Here is a 23,253-nt window from a genome sequence, read left to right on the forward strand (position 1 = left end):
AAACGGCAACTGCTGTAGAAAGAGAGGAAGAAATGAATGCATATCCGATTGTATACGAAAACCAATTGCCCGCTCTGCGACAAAGCGAAAGCCGTTTTGACGGAACTGCTGGCGGACTATTCGTTTACGCTGGAAGAAATTGATATTTACAAAGATGATGAACTGCTGGAAAAATATCAGCTGATGATCCCGGTTGTGGAATTGGATGGCGAAGAAATCGGCTACGGAGCGATTGAAAAAGAAGCGGTGAGAAAACGGTTGCGGCGGGCGCAAAACAGTTGAACGGCTATCGTCCTCCTGCTATAATGAAAATGGCGCGGGAGGAATTTTTTATGGCACTGCGGGACATAATATGTCATACCGGGACATAAAATGTCCCTATATTCAATCGAGGAGAAAGGATCCATGCAGCCGTTATTGGAGGCACAAAAAAAATTATTGCCTGACTTGCTTGACGTTATGCAAAAACGATATCAAATTTTGCACTCTATTTCGCTTATGGCGCCGATCGGGCGGCGGGCGCTGGCGGCGAGCCTCGGCATGAGCGAGCGGGTTCTCCGGTCGGAAACAGAATTTTTGAAAGGACAAAACTTGCTTTCCGCCGATGTGTCGGGCATGCGGTTGACGGAGGAAGGCCAGGCGCTCCTTCATACGCTCAATGATTTGATGCGGGAAGCGCTCGGACTCAAAGAGCTGGAAGCCGCGCTGCAGGAACAGCTCGGCATTCCGCGGGTGATTGTCGTTGCCGGGGATAGCGACCGTTCCCCTTGGGTAAAAAAAGAAATGGGTAGAGCGTGTGTCGCCTGCATGAAGGAGCTGCTTGAGCCCGGGGACATCGTCGCCGTGGCCGGCGGAACGACGATGGCGGCGGTCGCGGAGATGATGACGCCGGATTCGAAGCTTCGCGATGTGTTGTTCGTGCCGGCGCGCGGCGGCCTTGGCGAAGATGTCGAGAATCAGGCGAACACGATTTGTGCGAAAATGGCGGAAAAAGCGATGGGCCGCTATCGGTTGCTGCACGTGCCTGACCAGCTGAGCGATGAAGCGTACGCGTCGCTTGTCGAAGAGCCGGCGGTGAAAGAAGTGCTTGAGCTCATCCAATCATGCCGCATGGTCGTCCATGGCATCGGTGAAGCGGTGACGATGGCCAAGCGGCGGAAGACGCCGCCTGTAGAGATGGAGAACATCATCGCCCGCCATGCGGTCGCCGAGGCGTTCGGCTACTATTTCAACGAGTACGGCGACGTCGTCCATAAAGTGAAAACAGTCGGCATTCAACTTGAACACCTCCCGCATGTCGAGCATGTCATCGCCGTCGCCGGAGGGGCGTCGAAGGCGAAAGCCATTCGCGCGTACATGAAACGGGCGCCGCACTCGCTATTGGTGACGGACGAAGGAGCCGCAAAAGCGTTCGTAGGGGAGTAATCTCCCTTGCTGATACAATCCAATCGCAAGGAGGAAAATAAGATGGCAGTCAAAGTGGGAATCAACGGATTTGGCCGCATCGGACGCAACGTCTTCCGCGCGGCATTGAAAAACCCGGACATTGAAGTGGTGGCGGTGAACGATTTAACCGATGCGAATACGCTTGCTCATTTGTTGAAGTACGACTCCGTCCATGGCCGTCTGGATGCCGAAGTGTCGGTGAACGGCAACAACTTGGTCGTCAACGGCAAAGAAATCATCGTCAAGGCGGAACGCGATCCGGCGAACTTGGCGTGGGGCGAGATCGGCGTTGACATCGTCGTTGAGTCGACCGGCCGCTTCACGAAACGCGAAGACGCCGCCAAACATTTGGAAGCGGGTGCGAAAAAAGTGATCATTTCCGCACCGGCGAAAGACGAGGATATTACGATCGTCATGGGCGTCAACCAAGACAAATACGATCCGAAAGCCCATCATGTCATCTCGAACGCTTCGTGCACGACGAACTGCTTGGCGCCGTTTGCCAAAGTGCTGCATGAAAAATTCGGCATCGTCCGCGGCATGATGACGACCGTTCACTCGTACACAAACGACCAACAAATTTTGGACTTGCCGCATAAAGATTTGCGCCGGGCTCGCGCGGCCGCGGAATCGATCATTCCGACGACGACCGGGGCGGCGAAAGCTGTTGCGCTTGTCTTGCCGGAACTGAAAGGCAAATTGAACGGCATGGCAATGCGTGTGCCGACGCCGAACGTATCCGTTGTTGACTTGGTGGCGGAATTGGAAAAAGAAGTGACGGTCGAAGAAGTGAATGCCGCGTTGAAAGCAGCAGCGGAAGGCGAGCTGAAAGGCATTTTGGCCTACAGCGAAGAACCGCTCGTGTCGCGCGACTACAACGGCAGCACCGCTTCGTCGACGATCGACGCGTTGTCGACAATGGTCATTGAAGGCAAAATGGTGAAAGTCGTTTCGTGGTATGACAACGAAACGGGCTATTCGCACCGCGTCGTCGACTTGGCCGCCTACATCGCCTCGAAAGGGCTGTAAAACCAGCTTGGCGTTGAGTTTTCCATCCGTTCAAGTCTATAATAGGGAAATGGAGGGGAGCGGGGAAATGATCCCCACTCCTTTTCCTTTGTCCAAACTGCAGCCAAAAGGGGGCACGAACGATGAACAAGAAGACGATCCGCGACGTTGAGGTGAGGGGAAAGCGCGTCTTTTGCCGCGTCGATTTCAACGTTCCGATGGAGCAAGGCGCCATCACCGATGACACGCGCATTCGCGCCGCACTCCCGACGATCCGCTATTTGATCGAGCACGGGGCGAAAGTCATTTTGGCGAGCCACCTCGGCCGCCCGAAAGGAAAAGTGGTCGAAGAATTGCGTTTGGATGCCGTTGCGAAGCGGCTCGGCGAGCTGCTTGAACGGCCGGTCGCCAAAACGAATGAAGCGGTCGGCGATGAGGTGAAAGCGGCGGTCGACCGTTTGAACGAAGGCGACGTGCTCTTGCTTGAGAACGTCCGTTTTTACCCTGGCGAAGAGAAAAACGATCCAGAGCTGGCCAAAGCGTTTGCGGAGCTCGCGGATCTGTATGTCAACGATGCGTTCGGCGCCGCCCACCGCGCTCATGCGTCGACGGAAGGCATCGCCCATTACTTGCCTGCGGTGGCCGGGTTTTTGATGGAAAAAGAACTCGAAGTGCTCGGCAAAGCGCTCTCGAATCCGGACCGCCCGTTTACGGCGATCATCGGCGGCGCGAAAGTGAAAGACAAAATCGGCGTCATCGACAATTTGCTTGAAAAAGTTGACAACTTGATCATCGGCGGCGGACTGGCGTATACGTTCGTCAAAGCGCTCGGCCATGACGTCGGCAAGTCGCTGCTTGAGGAGGACAAAATCGAACTCGCCAAATCGTTTATGGAAAAGGCGAAAGAAAAAGGCGTCCGTTTTTATATGCCGGTGGACGTGGTCGTGGCCGACCGGTTTGCGAACGACGCCAACACGAAAGTCGTCGCCATCGACGCCATTCCGAGCGATTGGGAGGCGCTTGACATCGGCCCGAAAACGCGCGAATTGTACCGCGATGTCATTCGTCAATCGAAGCTCGTTGTCTGGAACGGCCCGATGGGCGTCTTTGAAATGGAAGCGTTCGCCCACGGGACAAAAGCGATCGCCGAAGCACTGGCGGAAGCGCTCGACACCTATTCGGTCATCGGCGGCGGGGATTCGGCGGCGGCGGTTGAGAAATTCGGCTTGGCCGACAAAATGGATCATATCTCCACCGGCGGCGGCGCTTCGCTCGAGTTTATGGAAGGAAAACAGCTGCCGGGTGTCGTCGCGCTCGAAGACAAATGACCCACGGCGCCGGATTTGGCGCATGGCGGCTGACGCCGCCCATTGAAAGGAAGGGTGAACGATGAGAAAACGCATCATTGCAGGCAACTGGAAAATGCATAAAACATTGGCGGAAGCTGTTCAATTTGTCGAGGACGTAAAAGGGCACGTGCCGCCGGCCGACGAAGTCGATTCCGTCGTTTGCGCGCCGTTTCTCTTTTTGGATCGGTTGGTGCAAGCGGCAGACGGCACGGATTTAAAAATCGGGGCGCAAACGATGCACTTTGCCGATCAAGGGGCGTACACAGGCGAAGTGAGCCCGGTCATGCTGAAAGACCTCGGCGTCACGTACGTCATCCTCGGCCATTCGGAGCGCCGGCAAATGTTCGCCGAAACAGATGAGACCGTGAACAAAAAAGTGTTGGCCGCCTTCACCCGCGGGCTTATACCGATTATTTGCTGCGGCGAATCGCTTGAGGAGCGGGAAGCGGGGCAGACGAACGCCGTTGTCGCCTCGCAAGTGGAAAAAGCGCTCGCCGGCTTGACGCCGGAACAAGTGAAGCAAGCGGTCATCGCTTACGAGCCGATTTGGGCGATCGGGACGGGCAAATCATCAACACCGGAAGACGCCAACAGCGTCTGCGGCCATATCCGTTCGGTTGTTTCGCGCCTGTTTGGCCCGGAGGCGGCGGAAGCGATCCGCATTCAATACGGCGGCAGCGTCAAACCAGACAACATCCGCGACTTCTTGGCGCAAGAACAGATCGACGGCGCCTTAGTCGGCGGGGCGAGCCTCGAGCCGGCTTCATTCTTGCAATTGGTGGAGGCGGGGCGCCATGAGTAAAAAACCGGTTGCGCTCATCATTTTAGACGGATTTGCGCTGCGCGACGAAACGTACGGCAATGCGGTCGCTCAGGCGAACAAACCGAACTTTGACCGCTATTGGAACGAATACCCGCACACAACGCTCAAGGCGTGCGGCGAGGCGGTCGGGCTTCCGGAAGGGCAGATGGGCAACTCGGAAGTCGGCCATCTCAACATCGGCGCCGGGCGCATTGTGTACCAAAGCTTAACGCGAGTCAACATTGCCATTCGCGAAGGCGAGTTTGACCGAAATGAAACGTTTTTGGCGGCGATGAACCATGTGAAACAACATGGGACAAGCTTGCATTTGTTCGGCTTGCTTTCCGACGGCGGGGTGCACAGCCATATTCACCATTTGTACGCCCTCTTGCGCTTGGCGGCGAAAGAAGGCGTAAAACGCGTGTACATCCACGGCTTTTTGGACGGCCGCGACGTCGGCCCACAAACAGCGCCGCAATACATCAAAGAACTGCAGGAAAAAATCAAGGAATATGGCGTCGGCGAAATCGCGACGTTATCGGGCCGCTACTACTCGATGGACCGCGACAAGCGGTGGGACCGCGTCGAAAAGGCGTATCGGGCGATGGTGTACGGGGAAGGGCCGACGTACCGCGATCCGCTCGAATGCATCGAGGACTCGTACAAACACGGCATTTACGACGAATTCGTCCTGCCGTCGGTCATCGTCCGCGAAGACGGCCGGCCGGTGGCGACGATTCAAGACAATGACGCGATTATCTTCTATAATTTCCGCCCTGACCGGGCGATCCAAATTTCAAACACGTTTACGAACGAAGATTTCCGCGAGTTTGACCGCGGCCCGAAACATCCGAAGCATTTGTTCTTTGTCTGCTTGACCCATTTCAGCGAAACGGTGAAAGGGTACGTGGCGTTCAAGCCGACGAACCTTGACAACACGCTTGGGGAAGTGCTGTCGCAGCACGGACTGCGCCAACTGCGCATCGCCGAGACCGAAAAATATCCGCACGTGACGTTTTTTATGAGCGGCGGCCGCGAAGAGAAATTTCCAGGCGAAGACCGGATTTTGATCAACTCGCCGAAAGTGCCGACGTATGACTTGAAGCCGGAAATGAGCGCCTATGAAGTGACCGATGCGCTGCTCAAGGAAATTGAAGCCGATAAGTACGATGCGATCATTTTGAACTACGCCAACCCGGATATGGTCGGCCATTCGGGCAAGCTCGAACCGACGATCAAGGCGGTGGAGGCAGTGGACGAATGCCTCGGCAAAGTCGTCGATGCCATTTTGGCCAAAGGCGGCATCGCCATCATCACCGCCGACCACGGCAACGCCGATGAAGTATTGACGCCGGACGGCAAGCCGCAAACGGCTCATACGACGAATCCGGTGCCGGTCATCGTGACGAAAAAAGGCATCAAGCTTAGAGACGGCGGCATCTTAGGCGATTTGGCGCCGACGATGCTCGATTTGCTCGGCTTGCCGCAGCCGAAAGAAATGACGGGGAAATCGTTGATTGTCAAATAATGATGATCTTGAGAAAACGATACGAAAAGGAGTGTGTTCCCATGTCTGCCATTATCGATGTCTACGCTCGCGAAGTGCTCGATTCGCGCGGCAACCCGACGGTGGAAGTGGAAGTGTACACAGAAGACGGCGGCTTCGGCCGCGCCTTGGTGCCGAGCGGCGCCTCGACCGGGGAATATGAAGCGGTCGAACTGCGCGACGGCGATAAAAACCGCTACCTCGGCAAAGGGGTGTTAAAAGCGGTCGAAAACGTCAACGAAATCATCGCGCCGGAAATCATCGGCCTGGAGGTCGCCGACCAAGTGGCGATCGACCGGAAGCTGATTGAATTAGACGGCACGGAAAACAAAAGCAAGCTTGGCGCCAACGCCATTTTGGGCGTCTCGCTCGCCGTGGCCCGCGCGGCAGCGGACGAGCTTGGCCTGCCGCTGTACCAATACTTAGGCGGCTTTAACGCCAAAACGCTGCCGGTGCCGATGATGAACATTTTAAACGGCGGCGCGCATGCGGACAACAACGTCGACATTCAAGAATTTATGATCATGCCGGTCGGCGCGGAAAGCTTCCGCGAAGCGCTGCGCATGGGGGCGGAAATTTTCCACAGCTTAAAAGCGGTGCTGAAAGCGAAAGGCTACAACACCGCCGTCGGCGATGAAGGAGGCTTCGCCCCGAACTTGAAATCGAACGAAGAAGCGCTGCAAACGATCATCGAAGCGATCGAAAAAGCCGGCTACAAACCGGGCGAACAAGTGATGCTCGCCATGGACGTTGCCTCGTCCGAGCTGTACAACAAAGAAGACGGCAAATATCATCTTGAAGGCGAAGGCGTTGTGAAAACGTCGGAAGAAATGGTCGCTTGGTATGAAGAGCTTGTATCGAAATATCCGATCATCTCGATCGAAGACGGGCTCGATGAAAACGACTGGGAAGGCCATAAACTGCTGACCGAGCGGCTCGGCAAAAAAGTCCAGCTTGTCGGCGACGACTTGTTTGTCACAAACACGAAAAAACTGGCCGAAGGCATTGAAAAAGGCGTCGGCAACTCGATTTTGATCAAAGTGAACCAAATCGGCACGCTCACCGAAACGTTTGACGCCATCGAAATGGCGAAACGCGCCGGCTACACCGCCGTCGTCTCGCACCGTTCCGGCGAAACGGAAGACAGCACGATCGCGGACATCGCCGTCGCCACCAACGCCGGCCAAATCAAAACGGGCGCGCCGTCGCGCACCGACCGCGTCGCGAAATACAACCAGCTGCTCCGCATTGAAGATGAACTCGGCCACACGGCCATTTACCAAGGCATCCGCTCGTTTTACAATTTGAAAAAATAACGGGAACAGGCGTCCCCAACGGAGGGGGCGCCTGTCGTTTTGACGGAGGCGAAAAGAGAATCGAATGGCTGGCGGTGATCAAGACGTCTTGACGCATTTAGGAAAGCTACGCCTCTTCATCAGATGGGATCGTAAATAGTCGTTTTATGATGACGCGCTTGATACATCTCGGCAATCTTTTCCGCCGATGCCTTCAAGAGGTTCGTGACCACACGGATGTCATGCTCGTTCGCATCCTGAAAGATCACGACGCGATGGCGCTTTTTGGAACGACATTGTTTTGTTCCGAATTGACAAGTAAAATCCGATCCTCATCAGAAACAATTTTTTGCATCAAATTTGGGAGTGTGGTATGCTTGTGCACAGAGAGCGCCTCCTAGGTTTGTTTGCGTCGTTACTTACATTCTACAGGAAAGGTGCTCTTTTTTCTATGCTTTTTATGGATATTATTGGTTAATCAACACGCCTGTAAAATTATGATTTTCATTTATTGCATCTGTTTGTTTTTAATGGTTGGGTGTGAGAAATGGAAAGAAACTGTCTCCCGAAACGATACAAAACTGAAGGTGAACCCGGCCTTTGTTGCACTTGCTGATGGAGATCGCAAATTAATTTTTCTTGACTGTAGATGAGCAATTTTCATTACAATATTTTCCGTTAACAAAGAGACCAACCTACAGTTTATTAGTGAATTTGCTCAACTATATAGATGCAATTTGAAGCTTTACCATTTGCAGCTTTTCCCGAGTATTTGATCGACTGTCGGGCGACCGAACAACGCCGCTTAAGGTGATCGCGCCTAGAATCATCTTTTTCATGGCGCTGACTGTTTCGGCCGCGTCTATCTTTACTTTTGTGCATGGGCGGGGCACCTCTCTTTTGGACGCGGTATGAGAACCTCGCGTGCGGTCGCAAAACGATGGACGCAGACTGGCTGTTGGTTTATAATATTTTTGAATCGTCCAAATATTCAGAGGAGTGGGAAGAGGATGGAACGAACCGTTGTTGAAACACGGTATGGGCGGCTGCGCGGTGTGGTGAATGGAAGCGTTTTCGTTTGGAAAGGAATTCCGTATGCGAAAGCGCCGGTCGGTGAACGCCGTTTTTTGCCGCCGGAGCCGCCTGAGGCATGGGATGGGGTGCGGGAGGCGACTGCCTTCGGTCCTGTCGTGATGCAGCCGTCGGATCCGATTTTCAGCGGATTGCTCGGGCGGATGAGCGAGCCGCCGAGCGAAGACGGGCTGTACCTGAACGTTTGGTCGCCGGCGGCGGATGGGAAGAAGCGGCCGGTGCTCGTCTGGATTCACGGCGGCGCCTTTTTGTTCGGCTCGGGTTCTTCGCCGTGGTATGACGGGACGGCGTTGGCGAAACACGGCGATGTCGTCGTCGTAACGATCAACTACCGAATGAACGTGTTTGGCTTTTTGCATCTCGGTGATTCGTTCGGCGAAGCGTACGCGCAAGCCGGGAATCTCGGCATTTTGGACCAAGTGGCGGCGCTGCGCTGGGTGAAGGAGAACATTGCGGCGTTTGGCGGTGATCCGGACAATGTGACGATTTTCGGTGAATCGGCGGGAGCGGCGAGCGTCGGCGTGCTGTTGTCGCTTCCGGAGGCCAGCGGGCTGTTTCGGCGCGCCATTTTGCAAAGCGGTTCGGGAGCGCTTCTCCTCCGTTCGCCCAAGACCGCCATGGCGATGACCGAGCGCATTCTCGAGCGCGCCGGCATCCGCCCGGGTGACCGCGGCCGGCTCTTGTCGATTCCCGCCGAGGAGCTGCTGCGGGCGGCGCTGTCGCTCGGTCCGGGAATCATGTACGGTCCGGTGGTGGATGGCCGCGTATTGCGGCGCCATCCGATCGAGGCGCTCCACGACGGGGCGGCCAGCGGCATTCCGATTCTCATCGGCGTGACGAAAGACGAGTACAACCTGTTTACCTTGACGGATCCATCGTGGACAAAGCTTGGCGAAAAAGAACTGCTTGACCGGATCAACCGTGAAGTCGGGCCCGTGCCGGAGGCGGCGATTCGCTATTATGCAGAGACGGCGGAGCCGTCGGCGCCCGACTGGCAAACGTGGCTGCGCATCATGACGTACCGTGTTTTTGTCGAGGGGATGCTGCGGACAGCGGACGCCCAAGCGGCCCACGGAGCGGATGTGTACATGTACCGGTTTGATTATGAGACGCCGGTGTTCGGCGGACAGCTGAAAGCATGCCACGCGCTCGAGCTGCCGTTTGTGTTTCACAATCTCCATCAGCCGGGCGTCGCGAATTTCGTCGGCAACCGGCCGGAGCGCGAGGCGATCGCTGACCAAATGCATTACGCCTGGCTGGCGTTTGCCCGCACCGGCAACCCGAACGGCGATCACTTGCCGGAAGCGTGGCCGGCGTATACGAGCGAGCGCAAGGCGGCCTTTGTCTTTTCAGCCGCCAGCCATGTCGAAGATGATCCGTTTGGCCGCGAGCGAGCGGCATGGCAAGGACGCTAGAAGATTTGATTCGTGAGGGAGCACCGCCATCTGTGAAAAAATGGAGCTTCGGCCTCTCTCCGCTAAACCAACAAAGGAACGGCCAACCGCCGTTCCTTTGTTATTCGTTTGCCCCCTGAGAAGGAAGCCCGAACTGTTCCGCCAGCGCTGGGTCGCGGTCGATGGCCTCGATGAGCTTGCGCATGACGTTGACGTCAAACGTAAAGTTCGCCCCAATCGGCGAGGTGACGAAAATTTTCCCTTTCTTCGCCTCCCGCGCCCGTTTGAATTGATAGCCGTCAATCGCGATGACGACTCGTTCGTCCGGTCTTGCCATTGAAGTCCCTCCAGTCGTTGCCGATTTGCTTTCTATTGTAACGTATTTCGGCGGCGGACGACAATGATCATACCGCACCCGATTCATGGAGCGTCAAGCGGATGGAGGATGAAACGCTCCCCCATCTATGCCAAAGGGGAGGAGCAGGGAATTTTTTGGCCCCATCCCTTCGATTTAGCCCTCTATATAAGTTGAAACTTTGTTTTACATCCAGTAGAACGCCCGCTGCATTCTATCAAAATGACTTGTTATGAAGGAAAACAGAATCGAACAATCGGAAAATCTTTATTGCAACTTATATAGAAAAGACAGGAAATGTAGTCTTTCCTTCAACATCGTTCCATTCTTTCGCTGCCTCCAGGCCGATCAGATCAGGTCAGATACGTTGCGATTTTTGCCAGGCATTCGTCAATGATTTCATCGATTTCCTCCATTTGAGCATCTTCTGGCTTGTATTTTTTTAAAATTTTTAGATGACGGGCTTTCCAATCTAATGTTTCACAAAAAAGAGAATCTGTTCCTTTCGTCGTGTTGAGACAGGCCCGCCAGTTGCCGCCAACGGCGATCTATGGTATAGTGAAATTATTGCAACGTCGGTCGTTGGAGGTGTCAGGCATGCATGCCTTGCTTGTGACGCTGCTTGTCATTGTGTCGATCGCGCTGATCGCAGTTGTCTTGCTGCAGTCGGGCCGCAGCGCCGGGCTGTCGGGGGCGATCACCGGCGGCGCCGAGCAATTGTTCGGGAAGCAGAAAGCCCGTGGGCTCGATGCGGTGTTTCAGCGCGTCACGGTCGTGTTGGCCGTCTTGTTTTTCGTATTGACGATCTTGGTTACGTACGTACAGCCATCATAAGTCAAACATGGGGCGGTCCATAGAATGAAGGGCTGCCCTTTCTATTTCACACCAGAGAGGAAGGAGAACCTATGATGAAAATTGTTCCGCCGAAGCCGTTTTTCTTTGAAGCCGGGGAGCGGGCGGTGCTGCTTTTGCATGGGTTTACCGGCAATTCCGCCGACGTTCGGATGCTTGGGCGATTCTTGGAATCGAAAGGGTATACGTGCCACGCTCCGATTTACAAAGGGCATGGCGTGCCGCCGGAAGAGCTCGTCCACACCGGACCGGATGATTGGTGGCAAGACGTCATGAACGGCTATCAGTTTTTGAAAAACAAAGGCTACGAAAAAATTGCCGTGGCTGGATTGTCGCTTGGAGGCGTATTTTCTCTCAAATTAGGCTACACTGTACCTATAGAAGGCATTGTGACGATGTGCGCGCCGATGTACATCAAAAGCGAAGAAACGATGTACGAAGGTGTGCTCGAGTATGCGCGCGAGTATAAAAAGCGGGAAGGGAAATCAGAGGAACAAATCGAACAGGAAATGGAACGGTTCAAACAAACGCCGATGAAGACGTTGAAAGCCTTGCAAGAACTCATTGCCGATGTGCGCGCCCACCTTGATTTGGTTTATGCGCCGACGTTCGTCGTCCAAGCGCGCCATGATGAGATGATCAATCCAGACAGCGCGAACATCATTTATAACGAAATTGAATCGCCGGTCAAACAAATCAAATGGTATGAGCAATCAGGCCATGTGATTACGCTTGATCAAGAAAAAGATCAGCTGCATGAAGATATTTATGCATTTCTTGAATCGTTAGATTGGTAATGGAGAAAGGAGGGGATGGCCAATGGATCATGTGTTGGCCGAACGAATTTTAACGTTTATGCGCGATGAGGCGTACAAACCGCTGACCGTTGAGGAACTGGAGGAAGCGTTTGGGATTGCGGATGCTGAGGAGTTTAAAACGTTTGTCAAAACGCTTGTCGCCATGGAAGAGGAAGGTCTTGTCGTCCGGACGCGCAGCAACCGCTACGGCGTGCCCGAGCGGATGAATCTCGTGCGCGGCAAGGTGATTGGCCACCCGAAAGGATTCGCGTTTGTCACACCGGAGGAGCCGGGACTGGATGATATTTTTATCCCGCCGTCCGAACTGAAAAACGCCATGCATGGCGACACGGTGCTTGTGCGCGTCCAAGCCGATTCATCCGGGGCGCGCCGCGAAGGAACGATCGTCCGCATTTTGGAGCGCGGGGTGAAAGAAGTCGTCGGCACGTACACGGAAAGCAAATATTTCGGCTTTGTCATCCCCGATGACAAACGGATCGTCAACGACATTTTCATTCCGAAAAACGCGGCGAACGGCGCGGTCGAAGGGCATAAAGTCGTCGCCCGGCTCACCTCGTACCCGGAAGGACGAATGAGCGCTGAAGGGGAAGTCGTCCAAATTCTCGGCCATAAAAACGACCCGGGCGTCGACATTTTGGCGATCATCTATAAATACGGCCTTCCGCTTCAATTTCCAGAAGACGTGATCGAGCACGCCAACCGGGTGCCGGATGTCATTACGGAGAAAGACTTGGAAGGGCGCCGCGATTTGCGCGGCGAGATGATCGTCACGATCGACGGGGAAGATGCGAAGGATTTGGACGATGCCGTCACCGTGACAAAGCTTGAAAACGGCAACTATAAGCTCGGCGTTCATATCGCCGATGTCAGCTACTATGTTGAGGAAGGCTCGCCTATTGACCGCGAGGCGTATGAACGCGGCACGAGCGTTTATTTGGTTGACCGCGTCATCCCGATGATCCCGCATCGGCTGTCGAACGGCATTTGCTCGCTCAACCCGAAAGTCGATCGGCTGACGCTCTCGTGCGAAATGGAAATCACCCCGCAAGGAGAAGTCGTCCGCCATGAAATTTTCCCAAGCGTCATCCGCACGGCGGAACGGATGACGTATTCCGATGTCAATAAAATTCTCGTTGACAAAGACGAAGCCTTGCGGGAAAAATATGCGCCGCTTGTGCCGATGTTTGAGCTGATGGCTGAGCTTGCCGACATTTTGCGGGCAAAGCGGATAAAGCGCGGGGCGATTGATTTCGATTTTAAGGAGGCGAAGGTGCTTGTCGATGAAAACGGCAAGCCGTACGATGTCGTCTTGCGCGAGCGGTCGGTCGCTGAGCGGTTGATTGAAGAGTTTATGCTGGCGGCGAACGAAACGGTGGCTGAGCATTTCCATTGGTTGAACGTGCCATTTATTTACCGTGTTCACGAGGATCCGAAGCCGGAAAAACTGCAGCGCTTTTTAGAGTTCATCACGAACTTCGGCTATGTCGTGAAAGGAACGGGCAACCAAATCCATCCGCGCGCCCTCCAGCAAATTCTCGAAGCGGTGCGCGGCGAGCCGGAAGAAATGGTGATCTCGACCGTCATGCTTCGGTCGATGAAACAGGCGCGCTATGACGCCGAGAGCCTCGGCCATTACGGCCTGTCGACCGAGTTTTACACCCATTTTACGTCACCGATCCGCCGCTACCCGGATTTGATCGTCCATCGGTTGATCTGGACGTATCTCATTAACGGCCAGATGGATCTTGACACCCAGCAAAAATGGGCGGAAAAGCTGCCTGAAATTGCGGAACACGCTTCCGATATGGAGCGGCGCGCCGTTGAGGCGGAGCGGGAGACGGACGATCTGAAGAAAACCGAGTTTATGGAAGACAAAATCGGGATGGAGTTTGACGGCATTATCAGCTCGGTGACGAACTTCGGCTTGTTCGTTGAGCTGCCGAACACGATCGAAGGCTTGGTGCACGTCAGCTACTTAACGGACGACTATTACCGCTACGACGAACGCCACTACGCGTTGATCGGCGAACGGACCGGGAAAATGTACCGCATCGGCGATGAAATCACCGTCCGCGTCATCAACGTGAACAAAGACGAACGGATCGTCGATTTTGAAGTCGTCGGCATGAAGGGACGCCGTCCGCCGAAAGCGAAAGCCGCTCCGGTCGTCATTGAAGGGAAAAAGCAAAAGAAAGGAAAAGCGAAGGCGGAGCCGAAAGCGCAAAGCGGCTCAAACCGCAGCGCGAAGGCGAAAAAGAAGAAAAAGAAAAAACGGTGAGGAAAAGCCGAACGGGCGGCTTTTCCTTCTTTTTCGTTTTTGGTAAAATAAGAAACGCTACAATGAGGAGGGGGAAAACGGATGCCGAAAGGCGAAGGAAAAGTGATCGCCCAAAACAAAAAAGCGCACCACGACTATTTCATCGAAGAAACGTATGAAGCCGGCCTTGTGCTGCAAGGGACGGAAATCAAATCGATCCGCAACGGCCGGGTGAACTTGAAAGATTCGTTCGCCAAAGTGGAAAAAGGGGAAGTGTTTCTTCATAACATGCATATCAGCCCGTATGAACAAGGCAACCGCTACAACCATGATCCGCTGCGGACGAGAAAGCTCCTTTTGCACCGCCGCGAAATCAACAAGCTGATCGGCTATACGAAAGAGCAAGGGTATACGCTCGTGCCGCTGAAATTGTATATTAAAAATGGCTTTGCCAAAGTGGAGCTTGGAGTGGCCAAAGGGAAGAAAAAATACGACAAACGGGAAGACATGAAGCGGAAAGAAGCGCAGCGCGAAATCGAGCGGGCGTTCCGCGAGCGGCAAAAACTATAGAGGGTTGGTGATTCAAAGAAAAAACGGGAGATCCCAATTCTTTTTCTATTTAGAGAAACTTTGTCAGATCGACATGCCTTTCTCGTCCAGCGCCGCCGATCTGGGCGCAAAACCCGTTTTTCACCAGCCTTATAGGGAGTCGGTGGTGTATGGGAAAAACAGTTCTCAATCGAATCTTCTCCAGTGGAGAAGCATTGAAACATCGGCTCTTCTTTCCTGGCGAACTCCATCGCTTTGGCAAAAATGACCGTTTTTCACCGGGGTTGAAAACATTCCCATTGAAAATGCGCATCGCCATGGTATAATAAATAATGCAACAGCCAGTTATCCATCGCTTACGCTATTCCGATCTTTCTTCGCCACCGCGGGGACGATCCGGATTCGACAGGGGTAGGTCGAGCTTAAGCGGCGAGCCGAGGGGGACGTCCTCGTAAAAACGTCACCTAAAGATAACTGGCAAACAAAACTACGCTTTAGCTGCCTAATTGCTGCAGCTAGCTCCTCCCGCCATCGCCCGCGTGGCGTTCGAGGGGCTCATATGAAGCGGGCTACGCCCAAATCCGCCGCCTGAGGATGAGGGAAGAGACGAACCAGGCTAGCCGCCGGGAGGCCTGTCGGTAGGCGGAACGGACGGCGAAGCGAAATATACCGACTACGCTCGTAGATGCTTAAGTGGCGATGCCTCTGGACGTGGGTTCGACTCCCACCGTCTCCATTTCCAACATGTTGCTGTTTCGGATTAAAAATGGTGAACCTCTTGATACGACCGTGTTTGCGGTCGTTTTTCATTTTTGGGGAATCCTAAAGAAATCGATAGAATCCGAAAAAATTTTGCACGGATTTTGCACCGCGTTTTTACCTTGCATTGTATACCGAGTTCGACAGTGACTAAGTAAACAAAATGCCTCTCATCCCTTGATGCCAAAGGGACAAGAGGCATTTGGGCATCCTTCCAGCGTGTATCTAGGCGCGAGGATGGATGCCTAGAATCTTCGGAGGCGGCCTCAGCTCTAGCGCCGCCAAGAGTTGCACTTGTCTATTCTAACCAAGGAATCGAGTCCATGTCGCCTTTTTTTGTTTGGATGTAAATTTATGTTAGTGAATTTGCTCATCTACAGATGATTAAAGGATTCGTTGTTTTTGAAGATGTAACATATTTTGAAACAGATTGCGTTAAAGACTTTGATGCTGATGAAATATTGGAAGTAGTGCTTATTTCCGCCACTCAATCGCTTGAAAAAGTTAAAATAGTAACCGACGGGGTGAACATCATCATGATTGAGGCGGGGAATGTAGAGTGGCACTCACTTTGAGCGCAATGCTTAAGGGTAATTCTTACAATGCGCGCATACCGTTGGCCCGATATTTTTATACAGTTTTGAGAAACAGAAAGAGATTTGTCGGCTGCCCAAAAACGCGGCGATGCATAGCCCCATCACCGAAGTGGTTGTCAGCGGTACAAATACGGGGTGCCGTAGTATTCCGTCCGGTTGAGCTCCGGGTATTCCAAAGTGAAATGAATGAAAATCGGGCACCAATCACAAAACGGGTACGTGTGAAAAAAAGCGCGGTCGCCATAGCGAATGGCTTCGAGCGCCAACGGCAATTCTTTCTTGAATACGTTCGCCCGGCGCGCATTTTCTTGCCGGCCCATTTGCCGGTTGCCAATGAATACATAGAGAAACAATACTAGCTGTTGCCCGGCTTGTTTCCATTCACCGAGCACTTCATCGCGTTGAGAAGTGAGCTGATCAGTGACAAATGCGCGGGAGACGGTGAGGAATAAGGCGCCAGTCGTGTCCGAGTGGGTTAAGGTGTACAGACGGCCGTTCACTGGTGACAGCTGGGTGATTCCAGCGGTCTGGGTGACGTGCAGTCGCTCGGGAGAAAGGTGTTTCATGGCGGTCCCTCCTTCTTTCATCTTGTTCTGCAGCGATGATGGGCCCATAATATGAATATGCGCCTCGTTTGTTCATGATGAATGGATTCGTGATCGGGAAAAAGAGATAAAAAAGAAGGCCGAACGAGCGAATCTTTCGCTTCGTTCGGCCGAGCGATCGGCGCCTGTTAGTCGGTTGCGGCGGATGGCTCTTTGTCTGCCGCTGCTTCACGATGAGCGGCAGGAGTGTCGGCTTCGGCCCATTGCGGGCGCCAGGCGATGCAAAGCGCCCCGCCGATGATGCCGAGAATCGTGCCGACTAAGAAGCCGCCCAAGGCGCCCATGATCGACAGAATGGCACTGAACATACCGATGATGCCGAGCAAGGTGGATAGCCGCGGCATGGCGTAGGAAAGAATCCCCATCAACATGACCATGCCGCCAAGGAAAAAGCCGACGAACACCATGCTTCCGGGAACGAGAGAAATTTCGTATAGCTGCATCGGAACCCATAAAATCACAAGGCTTGATAACAAGAGAAACGTTGCCCCCCAAAACGGGCGGCGTTTCCGCCAGCGACCGAACGCCTGCCAGCTAGAACGAATGATGCCCAATGTTTCTCATCCTTACTGAAATTAGTTGAGTTTTTCAAAGTACACTTTCATGCCCGGCAGCGACACTTTTTGCTGGAATAAGTAGACGGTTTTGATATCGCCGTTTTCGATCGTAATGCTGTCGGCTCCTTGTGTGAATTCTTTGGCCGCTTTCTCGACTGGGTTGCTCGTATCGCCGACATAGCTTTCTTTCATCGTCAAGCTGCCGAAGGAGATGTTGCCGTTGATTTGCGTCGCTTTTTGCACGAGGCCGTCAATGGAGACAGGCTCGCTCGCGACAATGACGACGCGAATGCCCAAGGCCGGGAAGTCTTTCGAAATCCGAAGACCTTGAATCGTCGCTTTATCCATTTCATTGACGAAGACCGGCGTCTGCGGCGCATTGCCTGCTTCCGCCACGCCGCCGTACATTTTAAACCCGCTGCCGTTTAGCTTGTCAAACTGAACAGTGAATTCGCCGACCCCGCTGATTGGTACGGCATAGGCGACGCCTGTCAGCCCGAAGGCGGACAACATAAGAGTGAGGGCAAAAAATCCTCCGAGCAAGGCGAGAAGCAACGGTTTTTTCGCCGTGTGCCCTCCTACAATCAGTGATTGGCTGGCCATATTCATGAACATTCTCCTCCCCTTCACATAAATTGAAAGCGCTTTAAATATAGATTTAATTAAATATTAAAATAATTCAAATAAAATAAAATCCCTACATTTGTAGGGTTTTTTCCCGTCTTCGTCGCAGAGGGGAGAAGGAATCAACGCACGCGTTGCGAAAATACAATAGTGAGGGAACACGGTCGACCAAAAAGGGGGGCGTTGCCTTGTCAACAGAATTGCACAATCATTTGTTTCGACTGCTGAGAGAGGCTTCGGATATTTTGCGGCAGTATGAAAGGGAAGTGAACCGGGAATGGAAGCGGATCGGCGAAGCGCTTGGCAAGCGGAATGCGCGGGTTCAAGAGGTGTTTTCCACGCTGTGCGCATTCGTTCAGGCAAGATTGCTCCCGTACGGGGGCGAACACCCAGCGAATAGGCATCTCGAACGCATTGCGGCGTTTCATCCGGAGATGGTCATATTTTCCCTAAATTTAATGGAAAATACGGTTCATCAAGTGTTGAAGGCGCATGCGTCAGCGGCTGCTACGCTGCACCCAGCCGTGCGGTATTTGTTTTTCAAATGGAATGAATGGTTGTTGTATGAAATGAATGAGCAATCATTCAAAATCGGCCGCGATTCCTCGTGGAAAAAAGAATCCTTGTGGAAAGACGCCGTCATTTTGTTCAACGAATGGATTTTGCGGGCGCAGACGTTTGAGGAATCGGCGGCGCATATTTGTTTTGGTTTTTCCTATTTTCTTCCTTTCAGCCGCTGCGCTCTGTTTCAATTTGTCAATCAGGAGAGCACAGCCATCGGTCTGCACGGGCATGGCGTGGACAATGGGCAAATTCAGCGCTTGCGCGTGGAATTGGACAGCATTCCGATGTTGAAAGAAAGTGTGGGGAAATTGAAAGCGGAAGTGCATGAATTTCGACATTTTCGTCCGATTTATGTGCCGAGGGCGAGCGAACAGTTTCCGCGCCTGTATGTGGATTTGTTCGGTTTGGCCTCACTGGTGATCGTTCCGGTGTATGTGCCGACGGAAGGGCGGATGATTGGAGGCGTCGTTCTCGACCGCGGACCGGGCCGCTTCTTTGCCGTTGACCGCCGCCTGTTTCCCGCGCTGATGAAATTTGGCCAAAGCGCGGGGGAGTTGCTGTTGAAATGGATCAAGGCGCCAAAAAAAGAATGGGAAGGGATGGCGGAATCCTTGTCGCCAAGAGAAATCGAGATTTTGAAGCTGCTCGCCGACGGAGCCTCGACATTGGAAGCGGCCTGTCAGCTTTATTTGAGCGAATTTACGGTGCGCGACTACATTTCCAGCGCCTTAAGGAAACTCAACGCGAAAAATCGGACGGAAGCGGTGGCAAAAGCGCTGCGTCTTGGGTTGATCGGATGATGAGGCGGACCGGTCTGTCCGGCCGTTTCATTTCACACCATTTTCGCCGATTGCTCACCGTTTGGACACAGTTTTGTTCTATACTGCCTACTGAAAAACATGAAAACATGGCAGGGGGGAAAACTGTGGAACAAACGGTGAAGGCGGCGGACAAACAGCGGCCGATGTATGCGGCGGTCTGGAGGTGGCATTTCTATGCCGGGATCATCTTTGCGCCGTTTCTGATCATTTTGGCGTTGAGCGGGGCCGTCTATTTGTTTAAGCCGCAGATCGAATCGGCTCTGTACGGCCATTTGTACGAGGTGGACAAGGTAGGGGAAAAAAGGCTGTCTCTCGTTGAGCTGACGGAACGGGTCAAGGAGAAATATCCGCATGATTCCGTTGTCTCTGTGACGCTTGAGAAAGAAGCGAATCGGACCGTGAAAATCGGGATGATGGACAAAGGAGAAATGGTGTTTGCTTTTGTCAATCCGTATACCGGGGAGATTCAAGGGGCATTGCGCGCGGATGAGAATTGGACGGAAATCGCGAAAAAAATCCACAGCGAGCTATTGATTGGCGGAACGGCAGCCAACCGTTTTGTAGAGCTGGCGGCTTGTTGGGGCTTTATTTTGTTGGCCACGGGCCTCTATCTTTGGTGGCCGCGGCAATCATTCTCTGTTCTCGGGACGTTTTGGCCGCGCTGGCGGGCGAAAAAACGGTTGGCTTGGCGCGATTGGCATGCAGTGACAGGCATATGGTTGAGCATCGGCATTTTGCTGCTCATTGTGACAGGGATGCCGTGGACAGGGGTCATGGGGGAGGTCATCAACCGCGTGGCGACGGCGACAAACACCGGGTATCCGCCGTTTGCGTTCAGCTTCGGACCGAAGCCGGAATCGAAAGTGGTCACCAAAGACGTGGCGCAAGACGTGCCATGGGCGGCCGAGCAACTGCCGGTGCCTTCTGTTCATACACACAACACGACTTCGTTGTCGCTCGATGACGTGTATGCGATCGCGGAGGCGAAAAAGGTGAAAAAGCCGTTCACCATTTCGCTGCCGCAAGGGCCGAAAGGGGTGTTTACCGTTGCGACATCGAAGACGAAGCCGTGGGATAACGCCACCTTGCATATTGACCAATATTCGGGACGGGTGCTGAGCGATGTCCGCTTTTCCGACTACGGCGCATTGGCCAAAGCGATTACGATTGGCATCGCGTTCCATGAAGGGCGGTTGTTTGGGCTGGCCAATCAGCTCGTCAATCTCGTTTTTTGCCTCGGGCTTGTGTTTTTGTGCGTCAGCGGCTTTGTCATGTGGCGCAAGCGCAAGCCGAAAGACGGTTTCGGCGCTCCGGCGCGGGTGAAAGACCCTCAAGCGGCGAAAACGGTGTGGGGCGGCATGATCGCTGCAGGAATTGTGATGCCGTTATTTGCTTTGTCGCTCGCCGCAATTTGGCTGTTTGATCGTTTTGTTGTGCAAAAGATTCCGAGCATTCGTCGCTTTCTAGCGGCGTAAACATCTTTGGAAGCGGCTTGAATGTCCTTGAGCATCAGGCCGCTTTCTTTTCTCGACGTTGGGTTTTTTTGTCATGTTCTGCATGGGGCGGCATATGGATAAAAAGGGAATCTTCTTCAGCGCATCAAAAGGGAGGAAATGAGAATGAACCAGCCCTACGCGTCCCATGCTTCGTCACCGCAGCTCATTGCCCTGGTTGACCCGTATGTGTACCACGCTTTCCAAGCTTTGAACGGCAAAGAAGTGGTGGTGGAAACCGTCCGCGGTTCGATCCAAGGAACTGTGAGGGATGTGAAGCCGGACCATATCGTCATCTCGGCGCATCAGGCGGTTTATTACATCCGCTTGGCGCAAGTGGTGTCTGTTCGCCTCAGCAATTAATGGAGAGGAGGAAAAGAGTCGTGGTATTTCAGCGGATCGACCGGCTGGCGATTGAATTGCCGAAGCCCAAATACGCGGACCCCAATGCGGCTGCCGCTGTTCAGGAGCTGCTTGGCGGCCGTTTCGGAGAAATGTCGACGTTAAACAATTATTTGTTTCAGTCATTCAATTTTCGGCAAAAACAGAAGCTGCGCCCGTTTTACGAGTTGGTGGCGAGCATCACCGCCGAAGAGTTTGGCCATGTGGAGCTCGTGTCCAATGCGATCAACCTTTGCTTGACCGGCTCCACCCATCCAGGTGATCCGGATACAGCGCCGATGAAGGATGCGAAAGACAAGCGCAATACGTATCATTTTATCGCGACGGCGCAGACGGCGTTTCCCGGCGATTCGATGGGGAAGGCGTGGACGGGGGAGTACGTGTTCAACAGCGGCAACTTGATTTTGGATTTGCTTCACAACTTTTTCCTTGAATGCGGAGCGCGCACGCATAAAATGCGCGTCTATGAAATGACGGACCACCCTACCGCCCGCGAGATGATCGGCTACTTGCTTGTGCGCGGGGGCGTTCATATTTTGGCGTACGCCAAAGCGATCGAAGTGGCTACGGGGGTCGATGTGACGAAACTGCTGCCGATCCCGAAGTTGGATAACCGTGTGTTCGACGAGGCGAGAAAGTATGAGGATCAAGGCGTCCACCGCCGGCTTTATACGTTCAGCGATCGCTATTACAAAGAAATCGTCCGCATTTGGCAAGGAACCCATCCAAGCGATGGACAGCCGCTCGAGGTGGTCGAAGGAGCGCCCCAAGGGGGGGCGATCCCCGATTTGGACGAAGTGCCGGAAGAATTCGCCCCCGGGATTTCGGCCGAAGATTTTTTCGAAATCGCCAAGCGGCTGCAGCGGTCGGCAGGGTTGTGATGAGGCGCCCAACGGCGCCTGATTTTTTTGGAAAGCCGGTCGTTGAACAAAAAGGGCGGCGCAACGAAGAGATGACGCCAATGTTGTTTTTTCCCTTCACTTGAGCGTCCACGATTGGAGGAATCGCTATCTTTCTTCATGTTGTCCGCCGGCGGCGCGGGCCGCAGCGGTTTGGAGCACGTCGAGGAATGTTCGGGCGCTTTTCGGCAAATACCGTTGTCGGTCGAGGATGGCGGCGGCTTCCGCTGTCATGGAAGAGTCGATGATCTCAAGCACCTTGATGCCGGGGAGGCGAAACAAGGCTACAGTGGATTGCGGCACAATGGTGGCCCCGAGGCCTTGGGCGACAAGGGAGAGCAATATGGTCGCGTCCGGGCATTCGCATAGAACGTTCGGTTCAAAACCATGGCGGCGGCATTCCTCGATGACCCGCTCGTACTGTCCGGCGCCGTGCACCCGGTGGAGAAGGAGAAGCGGCCAATCAGCAAAATCGCGCATGCATAACGCGGTTTGGCCGGTTTTCCATTGCGCCGGCAGCACGCCGACATAACGTTCGCCGGGCAGACGGATGACGTCGTAATCAGCCGAGTCGATCGGCAGGCGGACGATGCCGATGTCAATGTGCCGCTCGTAAAGCAGCTGGCAAATGGAAAATGTATCTCCTTCACGGAGATGAAAGGTCACGTTCGGGGCTTGTTCATGGAAGTGACGGATGGCTTGGGCCAAATAGTAAAAGCACGATTTGACGCAGCCGATCGACAGCGTTCCCGCCGTTCCCTCTTCGATTTCTTTTACTTCCGCTACGGCGTCATCAAGCTGGGCGAGCAGCCGTTTCGCCTTTTCGTAAAACGCTTTGCCCGGTGCGGTGAGCTCCATTTTTTTTGCCTTCCGGTCAAATAAAGGAACGCCGAGCTCTTCTTCGAGCTGCTTCAGCTGCTGGCTGAGCGGCGGCTGGGCGATATGAAGCTTTTGCGCCGCTTTCGTGATTTGCCCCTCTTCGGCAATCGTGACGAAGTATTTCAGCTGCTTCACATCGATCATGGCCGTGACTCCTCTCTTGCTTCCATATCTTTTTCGTATAGGATGGTTGATCATTTTTGTATTTTTCATATATGAAATCATATGTTATATTAATTTTGAACATTCTGAATGATAGCGCTTCCTTATCTATTATACGTGAAAACGGGG

The 23,253-nt window shown here is 53.6% G+C and carries 22 protein-coding genes, 1 other RNA gene and 1 pseudogene; 18 read left to right on the forward strand and 6 right to left on the reverse strand.

Features of this window, described 5'->3' with window-relative positions; translation table 11 throughout:
- Positions 1 to 36: 36 nt before the first annotated feature.
- The 7 genes from ACVBDQ_RS02820 to eno all read left to right on the forward strand — a co-directional run bounded on the left by ACVBDQ_RS02820 (position 37) and on the right by eno (position 7,467).
- Entirely contained in the window at positions 37 to 282 is a 246-nt protein-coding gene (locus ACVBDQ_RS02820) for a glutaredoxin family protein (protein WP_011232530.1), read from the forward strand.
- A gap of 123 nt (positions 283 to 405) precedes the next feature.
- Positions 406 to 1,425, forward strand: a complete 1,020-nt coding sequence (locus ACVBDQ_RS02825; RefSeq protein WP_011232529.1) for a sugar-binding transcriptional regulator — start codon at positions 406 to 408, stop codon at positions 1,423 to 1,425.
- A gap of 42 nt (positions 1,426 to 1,467) precedes the next feature.
- Complete coding sequence (gene gap, locus ACVBDQ_RS02830; RefSeq protein WP_011232528.1) at positions 1,468 to 2,475, forward strand: type I glyceraldehyde-3-phosphate dehydrogenase; 1,008 nt, start codon at positions 1,468 to 1,470, stop codon at positions 2,473 to 2,475.
- A gap of 122 nt (positions 2,476 to 2,597) precedes the next feature.
- Positions 2,598 to 3,782, forward strand: coding sequence for a phosphoglycerate kinase (locus ACVBDQ_RS02835; protein ID WP_033026232.1), 1,185 nt, complete (start codon positions 2,598 to 2,600; stop codon positions 3,780 to 3,782).
- A 61-nt stretch (positions 3,783 to 3,843) separates the two neighbouring features.
- The gene (gene tpiA, locus ACVBDQ_RS02840; RefSeq protein ID WP_033026230.1) at positions 3,844 to 4,605 is read left to right on the forward strand and encodes a triose-phosphate isomerase; all 762 of its coding nucleotides are present in this window, start codon (positions 3,844 to 3,846) and stop codon (positions 4,603 to 4,605) included.
- The gene (gpmI, locus tag ACVBDQ_RS02845) at positions 4,598 to 6,133 is read left to right on the forward strand and encodes a 2,3-bisphosphoglycerate-independent phosphoglycerate mutase (protein WP_013524585.1); all 1,536 of its coding nucleotides are present in this window, start codon (positions 4,598 to 4,600) and stop codon (positions 6,131 to 6,133) included. The genes tpiA and gpmI overlap by 8 nt, the downstream gene beginning before the upstream one ends.
- Positions 6,134 to 6,174: 41 nt before the next feature.
- Positions 6,175 to 7,467 (forward strand): phosphopyruvate hydratase, encoded by a 1,293-nt coding sequence (gene eno, locus ACVBDQ_RS02850; RefSeq protein ID WP_011232524.1) that lies wholly within the window; start codon positions 6,175 to 6,177, stop codon positions 7,465 to 7,467.
- 152 nt (positions 7,468 to 7,619) lie between these two features.
- On the opposite strand, the pseudogene ACVBDQ_RS02855 reads toward eno, so the two are convergent.
- Positions 7,620 to 7,775: pseudogene (locus ACVBDQ_RS02855) on the reverse strand (IS4 family transposase); the annotation flags it as partial.
- A gap of 681 nt (positions 7,776 to 8,456) precedes the next feature.
- Between ACVBDQ_RS02855 and ACVBDQ_RS02860 the strand changes: the two are divergent.
- A complete protein-coding gene (locus ACVBDQ_RS02860) occupies positions 8,457 to 9,953 on the forward strand; it encodes a carboxylesterase/lipase family protein (protein WP_033026229.1) in 1,497 nt (498 codons plus the stop codon).
- A gap of 100 nt (positions 9,954 to 10,053) precedes the next feature.
- Here the strand turns inward: ACVBDQ_RS02860 and ACVBDQ_RS02865 are convergent, their stop codons facing one another.
- Positions 10,054 to 10,269, reverse strand: a complete 216-nt coding sequence (locus tag ACVBDQ_RS02865; protein ID WP_013144264.1) for a hypothetical protein — start codon at positions 10,267 to 10,269, stop codon at positions 10,054 to 10,056.
- 615 nt (positions 10,270 to 10,884) lie between these two features.
- On the opposite strand from ACVBDQ_RS02865, the gene secG reads away from it, so the two are divergent.
- The 6 genes from secG (at position 10,885) to ssrA (ending at position 15,502) form a co-directional block, all read left to right on the forward strand.
- On the forward strand, positions 10,885 to 11,121 hold the full coding sequence (gene secG, locus ACVBDQ_RS02870; protein ID WP_013144265.1) for a preprotein translocase subunit SecG: 237 nt from the start codon (positions 10,885 to 10,887) through the stop codon (positions 11,119 to 11,121).
- Positions 11,122 to 11,195: 74 nt separating this feature from the next.
- The gene (gene estA, locus ACVBDQ_RS02875) at positions 11,196 to 11,936 is read left to right on the forward strand and encodes a carboxylesterase (protein ID WP_033004594.1); all 741 of its coding nucleotides are present in this window, start codon (positions 11,196 to 11,198) and stop codon (positions 11,934 to 11,936) included.
- Positions 11,937 to 11,958: 22 nt separating this feature from the next.
- Complete coding sequence (rnr, locus tag ACVBDQ_RS02880) at positions 11,959 to 14,235, forward strand: ribonuclease R (protein WP_033026225.1); 2,277 nt, start codon at positions 11,959 to 11,961, stop codon at positions 14,233 to 14,235.
- Positions 14,236 to 14,316: 81 nt separating this feature from the next.
- Complete coding sequence (gene smpB / locus ACVBDQ_RS02885) at positions 14,317 to 14,784, forward strand: SsrA-binding protein SmpB (RefSeq protein WP_013144268.1); 468 nt, start codon at positions 14,317 to 14,319, stop codon at positions 14,782 to 14,784.
- Positions 14,785 to 14,933: 149 nt separating this feature from the next.
- Positions 14,934 to 15,089, forward strand: coding sequence for a hypothetical protein (locus ACVBDQ_RS02890; RefSeq protein ID WP_014196709.1), 156 nt, complete (start codon positions 14,934 to 14,936; stop codon positions 15,087 to 15,089).
- 61 nt (positions 15,090 to 15,150) lie between these two features.
- Positions 15,151 to 15,502: a transfer-messenger RNA gene (gene ssrA, locus ACVBDQ_RS02895) on the forward strand.
- Positions 15,503 to 16,234: 732 nt separating this feature from the next.
- Here ssrA and ACVBDQ_RS02900 read toward each other — a convergent pair.
- From ACVBDQ_RS02900 to ACVBDQ_RS02910, 3 genes are all read right to left on the reverse strand, one after another.
- Positions 16,235 to 16,684: a staygreen family protein gene (locus ACVBDQ_RS02900; protein WP_033026222.1), complete on the reverse strand. Its 450-nt coding sequence runs from the start codon at positions 16,682 to 16,684 to the stop codon at positions 16,235 to 16,237.
- Positions 16,685 to 16,851: 167 nt separating this feature from the next.
- Entirely contained in the window at positions 16,852 to 17,277 is a 426-nt protein-coding gene (locus ACVBDQ_RS02905) for a DUF6114 domain-containing protein (protein WP_033026220.1), read from the reverse strand.
- Positions 17,278 to 17,298: 21 nt separating this feature from the next.
- Positions 17,299 to 17,889, reverse strand: a complete 591-nt coding sequence (locus ACVBDQ_RS02910) for a DUF6230 family protein (protein ID WP_015375775.1) — start codon at positions 17,887 to 17,889, stop codon at positions 17,299 to 17,301.
- A gap of 203 nt (positions 17,890 to 18,092) precedes the next feature.
- Between ACVBDQ_RS02910 and ACVBDQ_RS02915 the strand changes: the two genes are divergently transcribed.
- From ACVBDQ_RS02915 to ACVBDQ_RS02930, 4 genes are all read left to right on the forward strand, one after another.
- Entirely contained in the window at positions 18,093 to 19,268 is a 1,176-nt protein-coding gene (locus tag ACVBDQ_RS02915) for a helix-turn-helix domain-containing protein (protein WP_033026218.1), read from the forward strand.
- A gap of 125 nt (positions 19,269 to 19,393) precedes the next feature.
- On the forward strand, positions 19,394 to 20,764 hold the full coding sequence (locus tag ACVBDQ_RS02920; protein ID WP_014196699.1) for a PepSY-associated TM helix domain-containing protein: 1,371 nt from the start codon (positions 19,394 to 19,396) through the stop codon (positions 20,762 to 20,764).
- A gap of 144 nt (positions 20,765 to 20,908) precedes the next feature.
- Positions 20,909 to 21,145 (forward strand): YuzF family protein, encoded by a 237-nt coding sequence (locus ACVBDQ_RS02925; RefSeq protein WP_013144273.1) that lies wholly within the window; start codon positions 20,909 to 20,911, stop codon positions 21,143 to 21,145.
- Positions 21,146 to 21,165: 20 nt separating this feature from the next.
- The gene (locus ACVBDQ_RS02930; RefSeq protein WP_014196698.1) at positions 21,166 to 22,065 is read left to right on the forward strand and encodes a manganese catalase family protein; all 900 of its coding nucleotides are present in this window, start codon (positions 21,166 to 21,168) and stop codon (positions 22,063 to 22,065) included.
- A gap of 126 nt (positions 22,066 to 22,191) precedes the next feature.
- Here the strand turns inward: ACVBDQ_RS02930 and ACVBDQ_RS02935 are convergent, their stop codons facing one another.
- Positions 22,192 to 23,106, reverse strand: coding sequence for a LysR family transcriptional regulator (locus tag ACVBDQ_RS02935; protein WP_011232505.1), 915 nt, complete (start codon positions 23,104 to 23,106; stop codon positions 22,192 to 22,194).
- Positions 23,107 to 23,253 lie beyond the last annotated feature (147 nt).

The sequence above is a fragment of the Geobacillus sp. CCR genome (genome assembly GCF_052906625.1).